Origin of the sequence: Hymenobacter mellowenesis (assembly GCF_030581005.1) — a bacterium.
In the GTDB taxonomy this organism is placed as follows: Bacteria; Bacteroidota; Bacteroidia; order Cytophagales; family Hymenobacteraceae; genus Hymenobacter; species Hymenobacter mellowenesis.
Window position 1 is genome coordinate 134,457 of the sequence record NZ_JAUQSX010000015.1, and the last position, 16,177, is coordinate 150,633.

Annotated in this window: 10 protein-coding genes; 6 read left to right on the forward strand and 4 right to left on the reverse strand. The window is 66.6% G+C overall.

Features of this window, described 5'->3' with window-relative positions:
* Positions 1-27 precede the first annotated feature (27 nt).
* The 6 genes from Q5H92_RS23235 (at position 28) to Q5H92_RS23260 (ending at position 9,830) form a co-directional block, all read left to right on the forward strand.
* Positions 28-1,164, forward strand: a complete 1,137-nt coding sequence (locus Q5H92_RS23235) for a TlpA disulfide reductase family protein (RefSeq protein WP_305013964.1) — start codon at positions 28-30, stop codon at positions 1,162-1,164.
* A gap of 120 nt (positions 1,165-1,284) precedes the next feature.
* Positions 1,285-3,171, forward strand: coding sequence for a 7TM diverse intracellular signaling domain-containing protein (locus Q5H92_RS23240; RefSeq protein ID WP_305013965.1), 1,887 nt, complete (start codon positions 1,285-1,287; stop codon positions 3,169-3,171).
* 302 nt (positions 3,172-3,473) lie between these two features.
* Positions 3,474-6,674, forward strand: coding sequence for a YncE family protein (locus Q5H92_RS23245; protein ID WP_305013966.1), 3,201 nt, complete (start codon positions 3,474-3,476; stop codon positions 6,672-6,674).
* Between the two features lie 39 nt (positions 6,675-6,713).
* The gene (locus Q5H92_RS23250; RefSeq protein ID WP_305013967.1) at positions 6,714-8,237 is read left to right on the forward strand and encodes a phage tail-like protein; all 1,524 of its coding nucleotides are present in this window, start codon (positions 6,714-6,716) and stop codon (positions 8,235-8,237) included.
* Positions 8,216-8,341 carry a hypothetical protein gene (locus Q5H92_RS23255; RefSeq protein ID WP_305013968.1) on the forward strand — a complete coding sequence of 42 codons (126 nt, stop codon included), beginning with the start codon at positions 8,216-8,218 and terminating at the stop codon, positions 8,339-8,341. The genes Q5H92_RS23250 and Q5H92_RS23255 overlap by 22 nt, the downstream gene beginning before the upstream one ends.
* A gap of 67 nt (positions 8,342-8,408) precedes the next feature.
* The gene (locus Q5H92_RS23260; protein WP_305013969.1) at positions 8,409-9,830 is read left to right on the forward strand and encodes a phage tail protein; all 1,422 of its coding nucleotides are present in this window, start codon (positions 8,409-8,411) and stop codon (positions 9,828-9,830) included.
* Between the two features lie 111 nt (positions 9,831-9,941).
* On the opposite strand, the gene Q5H92_RS23265 is transcribed toward Q5H92_RS23260, so the two are convergent.
* The 4 genes from Q5H92_RS23265 to Q5H92_RS23280 form a co-directional block, all read right to left on the reverse strand.
* Positions 9,942-10,682: a hypothetical protein gene (locus Q5H92_RS23265; RefSeq protein ID WP_305013970.1), complete on the reverse strand. Its 741-nt coding sequence runs from the start codon at positions 10,680-10,682 to the stop codon at positions 9,942-9,944.
* Between the two features lie 53 nt (positions 10,683-10,735).
* Entirely contained in the window at positions 10,736-11,254 is a 519-nt protein-coding gene (locus Q5H92_RS23270; RefSeq protein WP_305013971.1) for an acyl-CoA thioesterase, read from the reverse strand.
* Between the two features lie 162 nt (positions 11,255-11,416).
* Positions 11,417-13,588 (reverse strand): M43 family zinc metalloprotease, encoded by a 2,172-nt coding sequence (locus tag Q5H92_RS23275; RefSeq protein WP_305013972.1) that lies wholly within the window; start codon positions 13,586-13,588, stop codon positions 11,417-11,419.
* A 172-nt stretch (positions 13,589-13,760) separates the two neighbouring features.
* Positions 13,761-15,920, reverse strand: a complete 2,160-nt coding sequence (locus Q5H92_RS23280) for a M43 family zinc metalloprotease (RefSeq protein ID WP_305013973.1) — start codon at positions 15,918-15,920, stop codon at positions 13,761-13,763.
* Between the last annotated feature and the right edge of the window lie 257 nt (positions 15,921-16,177).

Consider the following 16,177-nt stretch of genomic DNA (forward strand, 5'->3'; position numbering starts at 1 on the left):
TTTACGCATAAGCTCATGCTCCATCCTATGATTAAATCAGTTTTCATCGCCGCCACCGTGCTAGGCCTCGCCAACGCCTGCCAGAATGCTTCCGCCGCCGAAGGCTACGAAGTGACGGGCCAGCTCAAAAACGCGCCGGCCGGCACCGTGCTACACCTTTCGGAGCTGACGTCGAACCAGTTTGTGGAGAAAGGCCAGACCAAAACGGATGGTTCGGGCAACTTCACGCTGAAAGGCCTGTCGCCCACGCCGGGCATCTACCAGCTCAAGGTGGACGACGCTAACCAGGTGCTGCTGTTGCTCGATAACAAAACCCATGTGCAGCTCAGCGGCGACGCCAAGAGCCTGCCCGCCACCTACACCGTAAAAGGCAGCAAGGACGCCGAGATTCTGCGCCAGCTCATCCAAACCTCGATGGGCGGCCAGGAGGAAATGGAAACCCTGAAGCAGCGCTATAACACCGCCGGCCAGGCCGGCAAAACCGCTGAGATGGAAGCCATCCAGAAGCAGTTCATGGCCATTGTGGACGCGAAGGGAGCCAAAGTGAAAGGCCTCATCCGGCGCAATCCGGCGGCGGTGGTGAGCGGTTTTGCCGTGGGCGCGTTTCTCGACCCGGAAACCGATTTCCTCTTTGCCGATTCCATTGCCAGCGTGCAGCGCAAGGCCAACCCCAACTCGCCCTTCACCAAGGACCTGACGGCCCGCTTGGAGCCGTTGCGCGCTACGGCCCCCGGCACCCAGGCCCCAGAAATCAACCTGATGCAGCCCGATGGCACCAAGCTGGCGTTGAGCAGCCTGCGCGGCAAGTACGTGCTGATTGATTTCTGGGCCAGCTGGTGCGGCCCCTGCCGCCAGGAAAACCCCAACGTGGTGAAGGCCTATAACGCCTTCAAAGACAAGGGCAAAGGCTTTACCATTTACTCTGTGTCGCTGGACCAGGACAAGGGCAAATGGGAGAAGGCTATTGCCTCCGACGGCCTCACCTGGCACCACGTATCGGATTTGGCCGGCTGGAACAGCGTGGCCGGCGCGGCTTACGGCGTGAAGTCCATTCCGCAGTCGTTCCTGCTCGACCCGCAGGGCAGAATCATTGCCAAGAACCTGCGCGGCGAAGCTTTGGCCGCCAAGCTGGCCGAAGTGCTGAAAACGACGCCGGTGAATTAATTGGTTTTGCTTGGGCCAATGAAAAAGGTTCTCCCGGCAGGGAGGACCTTTTTTTATTTGTGACCCTGACATGATAGAAGGCCGCCTACTTTCGTAGTTGCTCCGACTTATCCTGTTACTGTGCTTCAAAAGTTACTTACGCTTCTGCTTTGCCTCTTTGCCAGCACGACGAGCCTGTCGGCGCAGCCCGCGCTGGCCGTGGCGAGCCCGCCCGGCCTGGAGGTGGTGCGCGTGGAAGCGCTGCCCGACCGTAATTACACCTGGGACCAGATTCGGGCCGATACCACGCTGGCCTTCGCGGCGGCTGACTCGCTGCGCCCGGCGCAAAGCCGCCGCTACTGGCTGCGGCTGGCCGTGCGCAACCCCGGCCGCTCCGCCACGGCCGCCCAGCTGCGGGTGCTGCCCAACCTCGACAACACCCTCTTTTACTTTGATGAGGATGCCCGGGCCTGGCGCACCCGCCAGGCGGGCGTGGCCGCCCCCGCCGACAGCCAGCGCGTGAAGGGCGGGTTTCCGGTACAACTGGCGGGCCGCACCACCACCACGGTATACGTGCGGGTGGCCCTGAACCAGGAGGCCGCGCTGCTGCCCGCCATTGCCCTGAAGGTGACCCTGAAAAAAGCGGCCGAGGCGCAGCAAACCGACCTCTTCTACCGCACGGCCTGGGCCGTGTCGCTCACGGCGCTGCTGCTGCTGCTGCTCACCAACCTGCCCACCTACGTGCGCTACCGCGACCGCAGCACGCTGTTCTACCTGTGCTCGCAGGTAGGGGCGGCGCTCTACGTCACGGCGTTTCGGGGGTATTTCAAGGTGCTGTGGCCGGCCCCGGTGTTCAGCCAGCTGGTGCTGCCCGATGGCCGCAGCTACGCCTATGCCCTCAACAACGTGGCCATGCACCTGAGCGTGGTGCTGATGCTCGTCGGGTTTGGGCAGATGACCCGCGCCTACCTGCTGCTGCCGGCCCGGCTGCCGCGCCTCGATGCCGTGTTGCGCTACGCTTTGGGAGGCTACTGCGCGTTCACGGTAGTGGTGGGGGCGGTGAATCTGAGTGGCTTTTATCTCAACCAGTACTCGCTGCCCTACGACAACCTGCTGGTGCTGGGCGTGGTGGGGCTGTTGCTGGCCATTGGGGTGGTGGCCTACCGGCGGCGGCTGCCGCTGGCCCGGCCCTTTCTGCTGGCCAACGTGCTGCCGCTGTTCTTCATTATGCTGATTGCGGGCTACCACGCCTTCGTGAACTACGACAACAACGGCAACCAGCTGCTGCCCGACCTGACCATTCTGGCACACGCGCTGTGCTTCTCGGTGGCCCTGAACATTCGCTCGCAAAGCCTGCAGCAAACCCTGCTGCTGAAGGAGCGCGAAGCCGACCATCTGGCCCTCGACATCGGGCAGCAGGAGCTGCGCCACCGCGAAATCGTGCTCAAAAACCAGCACATCCAGACGGCGCTGCTGGCCTTGCAGCAGCGCCAGCAAGTGCGCGAGCTCGAAACCGAGCAGCTCAGCGCCGACCACCAGCAGCAGAAGGCCGCCAACCACGACTTGCAGCAGCAGCTCGAAGCCAATCAGCGCGAGCTGGCCAGCACCACGCTCTACGTGCAGCAGAAAAACGCCCTGCTGGCCGAGCTCAAGCAGCAGATTCAGGAGCTGAACGCGCAGGGGCCGGGGCCGCAGAAGGAGCTGGCCGGCATTAAGTCCATCCTGCAATCCAACCTGCACCTCGACGAGGACTGGGGCCGGTTCAAGCTGCATTTTGAGCAGGTGCACCCGCGCTTTTTCGAGGAACTGCAGGCCAAGTACCCGGCCCTGACCAGCAACGAGCAGCGGCTGTATTGCTACTTCCACATCCACCTGGCCACGAAGGAAATCGCGGCCCTGCTCAACATCGACCCCGCCAGTGTGCGCCGGGCCAAAACCCGCCTCTTCAAGAAGATTGCGGCGGCCGACCTGGCCGCCGGCCGCACCCCGGCCGCCGCGCCACCCGACGAGCCAGCGGCCCACGAATAGACCGCCGAATACTCTAATTAGGCTCCAGGCAGAAAAATAACGGGCTAGTTATCAGGCAGCTTATAAAAGCTGTACACACTTTGTCTACGCGCAATTTTAGGAAAGCGGGTGGGGGCGGGGCCAGGTTTGCAGCGCCGGAGCAGGTAGGCCACCGCCCCGGCACCCCGAACCCCTTCGGCCACCGCGCTACCCTACCGGGTACAACCCCGCGCGGGCGGCGCCCCGGCCCCTGAGGACAGCCCTCGGGGCCGGGGCCGCTGCACGGCGGGTAGGGCTTTCTCCTGTTTTCTCTCTTGTTGCTCATGCTCCACCGTTACCTCCTCACGCCCCTGGCCGCCCTGCTGCTGCTAGCCGCGCCCCGCCTCGCCCACGCCCAGACCGGTGGCGTCGGCATCGGCACCACCGCCCCCGACGCCTCGGCCGCGCTCGACATCGTGAGCACCAGCAAGGGGCTGCTGCTGCCGCGCGTGGCCGCCGCCGCGGCCATCGCCAGCCCGGCCCCCGGCCTGCTCGTGTACCAGACCGGCAGCCCGGCCGGCTTCTATTACAACTCCGGCACGGCCGCCGCCCCGGCCTGGCTGCGCCTGAGCCCGGGCGACAACCTGGGCAACCACACCGCCACCCAGGCCCTGAACCTGAACGGCCAGAAGCTGACCGGCGGCGGTACCCCCGGCCTGCGCGTGCGCGTGGGCGGCGGCGTGGTGATTGACACGCTGGCCGGCACCGGCAAGGGCCGCCTCGTGAGCGTGGCCCCCGACGGCACCCTGCAAGCCAGCGCCCCCATCCAGGGCCAGGCCCTGGCCAGCACCGCCCCCGCCCCCGTGTCGCTGGGCACGGTGGCCACCCCGTTTGCCCAGCCGCAGGCCGTGGGCGTGAACGGGGCCGGCACCCGCGCCTACGTGAGCGGTAACGTCGTCAGCGGCGGCGTTGGCTTCGGCCGGCTGCAGGCCTACGACGTGAGCGGCAGCGGCGCGCCCGTGGCCGTGGGCAGCCCCGCGACCATCGGTTTCAACGCGCGCACTGTGGCCGTGAACGCGGCGGGCACCCGCGCCTACACCATCAGCCTCAACAACAGCACCCTGGAGGCCTTCGACGTGAGCGGGGGCAGCACCCCCGTGGCCCTGGGCAGCCCCGCGCCCACGGCCTCCTCCCCGCAAGACCTTGCGCTGAACGCCGCCGGCACCCGCGCCTACGTGGTGAGCCAGGCCGGCCAGCTACAGGCCTTCGACGTGAGCGGCAGCGGCACGCCCGTGCTGCTGGGCAGCGCCACCACGGGCTATGACGCGGTAGGTGTGGCCCTGAACGGGGCCGGTACCCGCGCCTACGTCGCCACGGGCGACAATACCCTGGAAACCTACGACGTGAGCGGCAGCGTGCCCACGCGCCTGGGCAGCCTCACCTTCGACCCCAGCTACAGTAGATACCCGACGGGCGCGCTGGCCGTGAACCCGGCGGGCACCCGCGCCTACCTGGGGTATTTTGCCAATGGCAGCGGGGGGCTGGCTTTCGACGTGAGCGGCAACACGCCCGCGCCGCTGGGCAACCCCGTGGGCACGTCCTATCCCTACGACATCGCCGTGAACACGGCCGGCACCCGGGCCTACGTCGTCTCCACCGGCAACGCCATCGAAACCCTCGACCTGAGCGGGGGCGGCGTGCCCGTGGTGCTGGGCAGCCCCGTGTCCACCGGCGGTAGCCCGGTGAGCCTGGCCCTGAACGCGGCCGGCACCCGCGCCTACGTGGCGAACCTGGGCAGCGGCACCCTGCAGGTCTTCAGCCTCGGGGCGGCCCCCACGGTGGTGGGCATAGCCTCCGATGGCAGCCTGGGCACGCTCACCCTCTCCCAGCTAGCCGACAACCTGGGCAACCACACGGCCACCCAGAACCTGGACCTGGCCGGCTACCAGCTCGTGAGCGGCGGCAGCACCGGCCTGGCCCTGACCAGCGCCGGCAACGTGGGTATCGGCACCACCGGCCCCGGCCAGAAGCTGGAAGTGGCCGGCAACGTCCGCATCTCCGGCACCGGCAACGGCCTCGTCTTCCCCGACGGCACCACCCAAACCTCGGCCAGCGTGGCCGGCAACCTCACCGGCGACATCACCAGCAGCGGCACCACCACCACTTATAACAACGTGGTGCCCGCCGCCAAGGGCGGGGCCGGCACCGTGAGCGGCCTACTCAAAGCCAACGGCAGCGGCCAGGTAAGCGCTGCCGTGGCAGGCACCGACTACGCCGCCGCCACCGGCAGTGGGGCATACATCCAGAACCAGGCCGCCACGGCACAGGCCGCCAGCTTCAACGTGGCCAACACCGGCACGGTGGGCGGCCTGCTCACGGCCGGCAGCGCCACCGTGGGCGGGCTGCTCACCGCTGGCAGCGCCACCGTGACCGGCAGCGCCGCCGTGGGTGGCAATGCCACCGTGGCCGGCCGCGTGGGCATCGGCACCACGGCGGCCCAGCCCGCCACCCAGGCGCTGGACGTGCGCGGCAACGTGCGCCTGGGCACCGACGGCGGCAACGCCGGCACGGGCCAGGCCATCGAGTGGGTGGGGCCGGGCGTGACTTCCGACCCGGTGGGCATCTACCGCCTGAACCCGGCCGCCGACCAGAGCGAGCTGCGCGTGGTGGTAGGCGACGTGGCCGACGCCAACGACAAGTTTGTGGTGGGCCGCATGGGCGGCACCAGCACCGAGGGCGGTATCCCCACGGGCACCTTCACGCCCACCTTCTCGGTGAATGCCGCCGGGCAGGTGCAGGCGCCCGCCCTAGCCGGCACCGGCACCCGGCCCGTGACCACCGACGCCAACGGCACCCTCGGGGCCGGCAGCTTCCCCCAGCTCAGCATCAGCGGCACCACCGTGGCCCTCACCAACGGCGGCAGCGTGACCGTGCCCGGCGACAACCTGGGCAACCACACCGCCACCCAGGCCCTCAACCTGGGCACCAACGCCCTGGTGGGCAACGGCGGCAGCACCGGCCTGAGCGTGGATGCGGCCGGCAACGCCCAGCTGCCCGCCGCTAACGCCTACACCTACGCCGCCGCCAAAGCCTACACCGCCTCCTACGGTCCGTCCGACTTCCAGGCCGCCGTGCAGGGGGGAACAGCCCCCACAGCCAAATTGCTGAACATTCCCGGCACATTTGAGCAGATGTACGTGGACCAGGCCGGGTCCTTGCGCACGGCCATGCACCTGCCGCAGGGCGCCGTCATTACCAGCATCCTGCTGTATTACACCCAAACGGCGGCCAATGCCAGCAGCTACATCACCCTGAGTCTGGTGGCGAACCGCGTGACCAACCGCGGGGCCCAAACGACGCTGGCCACCTTCACCTCGTCGGGCACCTACACGGCCCTGACCCCGGTGACGATTACCCCGTCGGCGGCTACGGTCATCGACAACAACACGTTCCTGTATAGCCTGCGGGCCACGTTCGGCTCCAGCAACTCCACGCTGAGCATTACGGCCGTGACGGTCAACTACACCGTGACGCAGGCCGAGTAGGCCCCGATAGGTCTCCGCCCGCTATTTCTCCCCGTCCCTATGCTAAACCGTTACCTCCTCGCCCCGCTGGCCGCCCTCGCGCTGCTGGCCGCCGCCCCCCGCCTCGCCCACGCCCAGACGGGCTCCGTGGGCATCGGCACCACCACGCCCGCGGCCTCGGCGGCGCTCGAAATCCGCAGCACCAGCAAGGGGCTGCTGCTGCCCCGCCTCACCACGGCCCAGCGCGACGCCCTCACGGCCAGCACCACCGCCCCACCCGTGCCGGGCCTGCTCGTCTACCTCATCGACGGCACCCCCGGCCTGTATGCCTACGACGGCACCACCTGGGTGCGCCTCGGGGCCGACAACCTGGGCAACCACACCGCCACCCAAACCCTGAACCTGAACGAGCAGCGCCTGCTGGGCATCGGGAACACCTCCCTGGGCGACTCCACCGCCCAGGCAGAGCTCAACGCCAGCGTGGGCACGCAGAGCGCCGCGCTCATCACGCGCAGCAATTTCGGGAGCCGCTACTCGCGCACCATTCTCTCGGGCTACGGCAAGCTGCCCGAGGGCACCAGCACGGCCAACGACTTCGGCATCTGGGCCACGGCCTACCGGCCCGGCGGGTGGGCGGGCTTTTTCTCGGCTGGCAATCCAAAGGCCCCCCTGCGCTGGGTGGGCATCTGCCAGACCCCGGGCCCCGGCATCGCCAGCTCGGCCATCCGCATCGTCGACGGCACCCAGGGCGCGGGCAAGGTGCTGACGTCGGATGCCAGCGGCTACGGAACTTGGCAGCCGGCTCCGTCCGCCACGGCCGCCACGGCGGCCGGTGGCAACTTCGACCTGGGCCCCTACTTGCTGGTGGGCAACGGCGGCAGCACGGGCCTGGCCATCACCAGCACCGGCCGCGTGGGCATCGGCACCACGGCGGCCCAGCCCGCCACCCAAGCGCTGGACGTGCGCGGCAACGTGCGCCTCGGGGCCGAAACCGGTGGCACCGGCACCGGCGGCACCGGCACCGGCCCGGCCATCGAGTGGGTGGGGCCCGGCGTGAACACCGACCCCGTGGGTATCTACCGCGTGAACCCGGCCGCCGACCAGAGCGAGCTGCGCGTGGTGGTGGGCGACGCGCCCGATGCCAACGACAAGTTTGCGGTGGGCCGCATGAGCGGCACCAGCACCGAGGGCGGCATCCCCACCGGCACCTTCACGCCCAACTTCACCGTGCGCGCCGACGGCAACGTGGGCATCGGCACGGGCGCGCCCACCAGCACGCTGCAAGTGGCCGGCTCGGTGGCCGCCCCCATCCGCACGCTGAGCAGCGGCACCATCGCCGATACCGACTACACCGTCATCGTCACCGGCAACGTGAGCCTGCCCACCCCCAGCGCCGCCAACACCGGCCGCCTCTATTACCTCATTAACGGCAACGCCTACAGCAACACCATTTCCGGTACCTTCCGCGCCGCGGGCACCAACAGCAGCTCCACCAATATTACACTGAGTAACACTGGCTCGGGTACCAAGAGCATCACTGTGCAAAGCGACGGCACGCAGTGGTGGATTATCACCCGCGAGTAGCCGCCGGTGCGAAAGCCCAGGCGGCCACCGCCACGGCCACCATGGAAACCTTCGAGGCCCGGCTGCGGCGGCTGGAGGCGGGGGGCGGGCAGGCGCAGCGGTAACAGCTGCACCAGAGCAGACTCCTGCGTCTGCTCCGATGAACTTACTTTATTCAGAACCTTGGTCGATATGAAAAAACGTCTTACCCTCGCCCTGCTGCTGTCCGCCCTCACGGGCTGGGCGCAAACCGGCCTCACCAACGACGGCGCCAGCATCACCGTCGAAACCGGGGCCACGCTCTACGTGGCCGGCGCGGTGCAGAACAACGCCGGCGGCACCCTGAGCAACCTGGGCACCGTGCAGCTCACCGGCGACCTGACCAATGCCGGTACGCTGGCCTCGGGTGGCAAGCTGCTGTTCAGCGGCGCAGCCAACCAGACGCTCACGCCCGGCCCGGCCGCCACGGTGGGCACGCTGGTGATGGCCAACACCGGCGCCGCGGGCCAGCGCACCCTCAGCCTGCCCACCAACCTGACCGTGAACTCGGCCCTTATTCTGCAAAGCGGCCTGTTGCGCACGGCAGCCGGTGCCACGCTCACCCTGCCCGACGGGGCCACCCTTAGCGGCGAAGCCCCCGGCCAGTACGTGCAGGGCAACCTGCGCATTGTGCGGGCCGCCGGCGCGGGCGTGCTCGACTTCGGCCACGGCGCCGCCCTCGACCGCACCGGTCTGGGCGCGGTTGCCATCACCCGCACGGCCGGCCTGCTCACCACTAACGTGAGCCGCGCCGATGCCCCGGGCACCACCGGCACCCAGGGCATCGACCGCATCTGGACCGTGGAAACCGCCACGCCGCCCGCTGGCCCCGTGGCCGTGACGCTGCAATGGCTGGCCGACGACGACAACGGCATTGCCAGCTTCACCACCACGCAGGCCTGGCGCGCGCTACTCGGCTCGGCCAGCTGGGCCGCCACGGGCGGCGCCGGCCCGGCCAGCGTGAGCGGTGGCACGCGCAGCTTCTCGTTCAGCACCGTGGCCCTGGGCCGCCTCACGCTGGGCGGCACGTCCGCCCCGTTGCCCGTCACGCTGGTGGCTTTCACCGCCACGGCGCAGGGCGCCGACGCGCTGCTGCGCTGGACCACGGCCTCGGAGCTGCACAACGACCGGTTTGAGGTAGAGGCCAGCGCCGACGGCCGCGCCTTCCGGCGCATCGGTACCGTGGCGGGCGCGGGCGGCAGCCAAACGGACCACGATTACCAGTTGGTAGACCCCGCCATTGCCCGCTACGGCACCAATCTGGTGTACTACCGCCTGCGGCAAGTTGACTCCGACGGCACGGCGGCCTACTCGCCCGTGCGCACCGTGTCCGTCGACCGGGCCATCCAGCCCGCCGGCCTGTCCCTATTCCCAAACCCTGCCCGGGCCGCGGCCACGCTCACCGGCGCGCAGCCGGGGGCGCCGGTAGTGGTATTTGATGCCGTGGGTTGCCACGTTCTCAATGTCAAGGCCGATGCCGATGGCCGGGCGTCGCTGGTGTTGCCTGTGGGCCTGTCCACCGGCGTGTATGTGGTGCGTACCAACACGCAGGCCCTGCGCCTGACGGTGGAGTAGAAACAACTGAAGCTCTGCTTCAGCGCAACAAAAAGCCCTCAGCCATTCGGCTGAGGGCTTTTTAGTATTGATTGGTATCAGGAGATGCCGGCTGTCAGCCATTTAAATTCATTAGCTAAACATGCGCTGTAGGCCCGGCCAGAGGCGCTTTTTCAAGCTCACATCATACTCCACCAAGTCGACGGTGGCCGAGGCCAGATAGGCCAGGTTGAGGTTGGGGAACAGCACGGGCTCGTAAATCTGGGTGTTGCGCACGGTGGTGTCGAGCAGGTTTCGGCCGAAGGCGATGATTTGCGTGGCCGCCAGCATCTGTCGCAGGTTGGCCAAAGCCACGGGCAGCTCCGACTCCACGTTCACCAGCATCACGTCGGCCATCACCATGTTCAGGGCCTGCAGCATCTTGTTCAGAAACACGTTGCGGTGCAGCTTCTGAAACTGCTCATTGGGCAACCGAAACAGCATCACCACGCCTTGCGGGTTGTTGCCAATGGCCGTGAACGGGGTGAGCATCACCGGGGCCACGCCGGGCGGGGCAGGCGGCGGGGGCGGGCCGGCTGGCATGGGCGCAGCGGCGCCGGACAGGCGGTCGGCCAGCTGCACCTGGCTGGCCGTCGGAATCGACTTGGGAAGGCCCGGCCGGGCGGCGGGGGCATTGTCCGGCCGGTTCAGGCGGTCGGCCAGGGGCGTGGCAGGCGCGGCGTTGGTGGGTGCCGGTGCCGCTTGGGCAGCCGTAGCGGGGGCGCTGGGCGCCACTACTGCGGCCGGAGCTGCCGCCGCCGCCGGCTCGGCGGGCACGTAGAGCGTGACGTCGGTGTAGAAATTTTGCAGGAAAGCCAGTTTTTCAGCAGACATAGCAGCGGAACATCAGTGGGAAACGAGGCAAAATATACAACTTATTTCCGGCGCTATTCGAGCGCAAACAGCGCTTTTAGCTCGCTGGCTTCGTCGGGCTGCATGCGGCCGGCCAGCACGAGGCGCAGCTGGCGGCGGCGCAGCGCCCCTTCATAAAGCGCAATTTCCTCGGGGGTGGTGGGCACGGCCTCGGGCACATCGATGGGCCGGCCCGACTGGTCGACGGCCACGAAGGTGAAGAAGGCCTCGTTGGTTTTGAGCTTGGTGCCGCTCGGAATGTCTTCGGCCCATACGTCGATGTGCACTTCCATGCTGGAGCTGAAGGCCCGCGTCACCTGGGCCTGCAGCGTCACCACGTTGCCCAGCCGGATGCTGTCGCGAAACGAGACGTTGTCGACCGACGCCGTGACCACAATGCGGTTGGAGTGCTTCTGGGCCGAGATGGCGGCGGCAATGTCCATCAAATGCATCATACGGCCCCCCATGAGGTTGTTCAGGGTGTTGGTGTCGTTGGGCAGGACCAATTCGGTCATGATGACGAAAGAATCGGCAACAGGTTTTTGCTTGCGCATGTGCGGGCGTTGAGGTTCAGGAGGCAAAAGGCCAGGCCGAAGGGGAAAATGAAAACCCCGGCCAGGCCCCAAAGGTACGTCGTAGCCCAAGGTGCATTCACCAAAAAAGCCCCATTCGATAATGAATGGGGCTTTTGGGGGCGTTAGGCTAGCCGGGCGCGGTTACTCGACGGCGAGCTTGGAGGTGAAGGTTTCGCCGTCGAGGGAGACGCGCACGAGGTAGACGCCGGCCTTCAGGGGGCGTCCGGCCGGGTTCAGGGGCAGGGCCTGGGGGCCGGCGGCGCAGGCCTTGGCCGGCAGCACGAGCACGGCGCGGCCGAGCACGTCGGTCAGGCTCAGCTGCACGGTGGCGGCGCGGTCCAGGGTCAGGTGGACGGCCGTTTCTTTGGTGGCCGGGTTGGGGAAGACGGCGATGCCGCGGGCGGCGCCGGCGTCGGCCTTGGCGGCGAGCGGGTTGGAGACGCGCAGCTGGTCGAAGAAGAAGGTGTTGCCCTGGCTGGTGCCGTTGACGAGCTGGAAGCGGACCTTGAAGAGGCCCGAGCCCTGGAACTGGGCGGGGATGGCCACGCTCAGCGTCTGCCACTCGGCGCTGCTGGCCGGCGCGTAGCCGTCAATCGGCGTCAGCCCCTGCGTGGTGAGCGTGGCGCCGGTCAGGGTGGCCGCCGTTGACCAGGTCTGGCCACAGTCCGAGCTGAAGGAAACCACCAAGCGGGTATTGTCGCCGGTTGAGCGCAGGGCGTAGGCGCGGGCAAAGCGCAGCGTGGCGTTGGTGATACCCGACAGGTTGATGTTCGGGGTGATGAGGGTGGTAGTCGCGCTGGCCGGGTAGGTGCGATTGGTCACGTTCAGGTAGGCCGAGCCGTCGGCGGCGGGCACGGCCGTCTGGCGGCGCCACGCAAACGAGCTGCTGGCCACGCCGGCAGCCGTGGTGCCGCTGGTTTCATAGTTGCGCAGGGTGGGGGCAACGAAAAGGGCGGGGAAGTTGGCGTCCTCAAAGGACTGGTTCAGCGGGGCGGTTTCGCCGCCGGACGGGCCCTCCACGCGAATGATGTTGGTCTGGGTGCTGGTCGAGCTGCCGACGCTGTTGGTCACGGTTTCGGTCACGGAGTAGAACCCGGCGTTGGGGTAGCTCACGCTCACCGTCTGGCCCGTGGCCGTGGCCGGGGTGCCGCCGGGGAAGGACCAGGAGTAGGACAGCGTGCCGCCCGTGGCCGTGAAGTTGGTCGAGTAGTCGCGCAGGGTCACCGGCGTGTTGACGCACACGTTGGCACTCGTGCCCGGGGCAATACCAAAGGCGGCGATGGGGGCGCAGTCCGGCGCCACGTAGCCGTCGTTGGTGCCCGTAAACACCAGGTTCGACGCCGAAGTCAACACCGAGCGGTTGGCGGCCAACACGTTGCGCATGAACGTGCGCTGGCCCTGGGTGAACATGCGGAAGCAGTACGAATAGTCCATGAAGTTCTGCACGTTGGCCACGGGGCCGCAGGGCGCATAGTTCAGGTTGCAGTTGCTGTAAATGCCGTCCGTGGTGGGCGTATCGGGAATGTTGTCGGTGCCGGTGCAGTCGCCGGTGCCGGGCTGGTTGGTGGCGCCCCAGGTGTGCGACAGGCCGAAGTAGTGCCCGATTTCGTGGGTGGCGGCGCGGCCTACGTAGAGGCTGCCCGTGCCCTGCGTGCCGAAATAAGTGCTCAGCACCACGAAGCCATCGCGCGTGTTGGTGGGCGTGTTCGGCGGGTTCACGTAGCCGGCGGCGCCGCTGGCAATGCTGCGCACCACCCAGATGTTCATGTAGCGGCTGCGGTCCCAGTTCGAAACGGCCTGCACGGCGCCGGTGCCGTCGTCGGTGGCGACGCTCGGCAGGTAGTGGCGGGTGATACCCGTGGTGCAGTTGCCGTTGGGGTCCTTTTTAGCCAGCCGAAAGCGGAAGCCTACTGAAGCCGCAATGGGCCGGAACAGCGGCGCGATATCGGCCGTATCGGGGTTGAGCTTCTGGTAATCAAGGTTTAGCTGGTCGATGGCGCTGTTAATCTGCCGGTCGCTGATGTTGTCGGTGCCGCCGGTGTGAATGACGTGCACCACCACCGGAATGGTGATGTCGGTCACGTAGTTGGTGCGCTGCTGCATCTTCGCCTGCATGCTCGACAACGCTTCCATGCGCTCGTTGAACGCTTTCTGAGCTTCGCGGGCGCCGGGATGGGCAGCGAAATAACGTTCCTGCTCCGCAACGGTTCCGCACCATTTGGGCGAAATGCCGGCCGGGGCCTGAGCACTGGCGCCCAGGCCAGTCAGGGCCAGCAACGCGGTCAGGACCGAGGGTAAAACTCTTTTCATCATGAGGGGGTGAGTTAGAGGAAAAAACAAGTAACTTAAAATCCAGAGGTGGTAATGGAATTCAAAATCAGTGCCTCAGCAAATATACAAGGTAATGGCGGGGCCGTGGGCACGAAAAAAGCCCCATTCACTTTGAATGAGGCTTTTTTGAGGTTAATTATAACGGTACTACGTTTTACTCCACGGTCAGCTTGGAGGTGAAGACTTCGCCGTCAAGGCTGACACGCACCAGGTACACCCCGGCTTGCAGCGGCTGTCCGGCGGGGTTCAGGGCCACGGTTTGCGCCCCGGCGGTGTAGGCCCTGGCCGGCAGGCTGATTACGGCACGGCCGAGCACATCGGTCAGGCTCACCTGCACGGTGGCGGCGCGGTCCAGGTCCACATGCACGGCCGTCTCGCGGGTGAGCGGGTTGGGGAACACGGCAATGCCGCGGGCCGCACCGGCGCTGGCTTTAGCGGCCAGCGGGCCGGTAATGCGCAGCTGGTCGAAGAAGAAGGTGTTGCCCTGGCTGGTGCCGTTGACGAGCTGGAAGCGGACCTTGAAGAGGCCCGAGCCCTGGAACTGGGCGGGGATGGCCACGCTCAGCGTCTGCCACTCGGCGCTGCTGGCCGGCGCGTAGCCGTCAATCGGCGTCAGCCCTTGCGTGGTGAGCGTAGCACCGGTCAGGGTTGCTATAGTCGACCAGGTTTCGCCGCAGTCCGAGCTGAAGGAAACCACCAGGCGGGTATTGTCGCCGGTGGAGCGCAAGGCGTAAGCGCGGGCGAAGCGCAGCATGGCATTGGGCGTGCCAGCTAAGTTGATGTTCGGGGTGATGAGGGTGGTGGTCGCGCTGGCCGGGTAAGTCCGGTTGGTCACGTTCAGGTAGGCGCTGCCGTCGGCGGCGGGCACGGCCGTCTGGCGGCGCCAGACGTAGGCGGTGCTGGCTGCCCCTGCGGCGGTGGTGCCGTTGGTTTCGTAGTTGCGCAGGGTCGGGCTGGCGAAGAGGGCGGGGAAACTGGGGTCCTCAAAGGACTGGTTCAGCGGAGCGGTTTCGCCGCCGGACGGCCCTTCGACGCGGATGATGTTGGTCTGGGTGCTGGTCGAGCTGCCGACGCTGTTGGTCACGGTTTCGGTCACGGAGTAGAAGCCGGCGTTGGCATAGCTCACGCTCACCGTCTGGCCCGTGGCCGTGGCGGGCGTGCCGCCGGGGAACGACCAGGAGTAGGAAAGTGTGCCGCCGGCCGCGGTGAAGTTGGCCGAGTAGTCGCGGAAGGTCACCGGCGTGTTGATGCACACGTTGGCAGAGCTGGTGGCGACGAAGGCGGCAATGGGGGCGCAGTTCGGGGCCACGTAGCCGTCGTTCGTGCCCGTGGCCACCAGGTTGGCTGCCGTGCTAAGGTTGGGGCGCAGGGCGGTCAGGTTGGCCCGCATGCGGTCGCGCTGGCCTTGCGTAAACATGTTAAAGCAGAACGAGTAGTCCATGAAGTTCTGCACGTTGGCAATGGGACCGCAGGGCGCGTAGTTCAGGTTGCAGCTCTGGGTGCCACTGGTGGGCGGCGTGTCGGCCACGTTGTCGGTGCCGGTGCAATCAGTTGCGACGATGCCGTTGCCCCAGGTATGCGACAAACCAAAGTAGTGCCCGATTTCGTGGGTAGAAACGTGGTTAGAAGAGCTGTTGGGAGGAGCAGTGCCCTGGTTGCCGAAGGCATCATGGCGAACCACAAAGCCATCAAAAGCAGGGTCTCCGCCGGGAAATGAGGAATAGCCAATGATGGTGCCGGGCTGCCCACCCGACGCAATGGTGCTCACCACCCAGATATTCATGTAGCGGCTGGTGTCCCAACGGTCGAGCGCTTTCACTGCCCCGGACCGGTCGTCGTTCACAAAATTGGGCGCGTAGCGGCGGGTGATGCCGGTGGTGCAGTTGCCGTTCGGGTCCTTTTTGGCCAGCCGAAACTCGAACCCTACAGGCGCTGCAATGGGCCGGAACAACGGAATGATGCTGGTGGTATCGGCATTGAGCTTCTGGTAGTCCAGATTAAACTGGGCAATGGCACTGGCAATTTGCCGGTCGCTGATGTTGTCGACCCCGCCGGCGTGGATGATGTGCACCACCACCGGAATAACCACATCCGTAGCATAATTGGTGCGCCGCTGGGCCTGGGCCAGCGCGGTGATTTGCTGCTCCCGCACCTCCTGCGCCTCACGGGCGCCAGGATGGGTGGCGAAGTAATGTTCCTGTGCTTCGCTGAAACCGCACCAGTTGGCGGCGTTTCCGGTCAGGTTTTGAGCACTGCTGCCAAAGCCGGCCAGGGCCAGAAGGGCGGTTAGAACCAGGGGTAAACTTTTTCTCATCATAGTAAAAAGTGAAGTTTTGAACAGCGTCAAAAGGGTTAGAAACCTGAACACAGCTGGAAACATAAAATTCAGTGTTTCAGCAAATATACTCAGGTTTTCCCAGCGATTTAGCCAAAAAAGCCCCATTCGATTATGAATGGGGCTTTTGGGGGCGTTAGGCTAGCCGGGCGCGGTTATTCGACGGCGAGCTTGGAGGTGAAGGTTTCGCCGTCGAGGGAGACGCGCACGAGGTAGACGCCGGCCTTCAGGGGGCG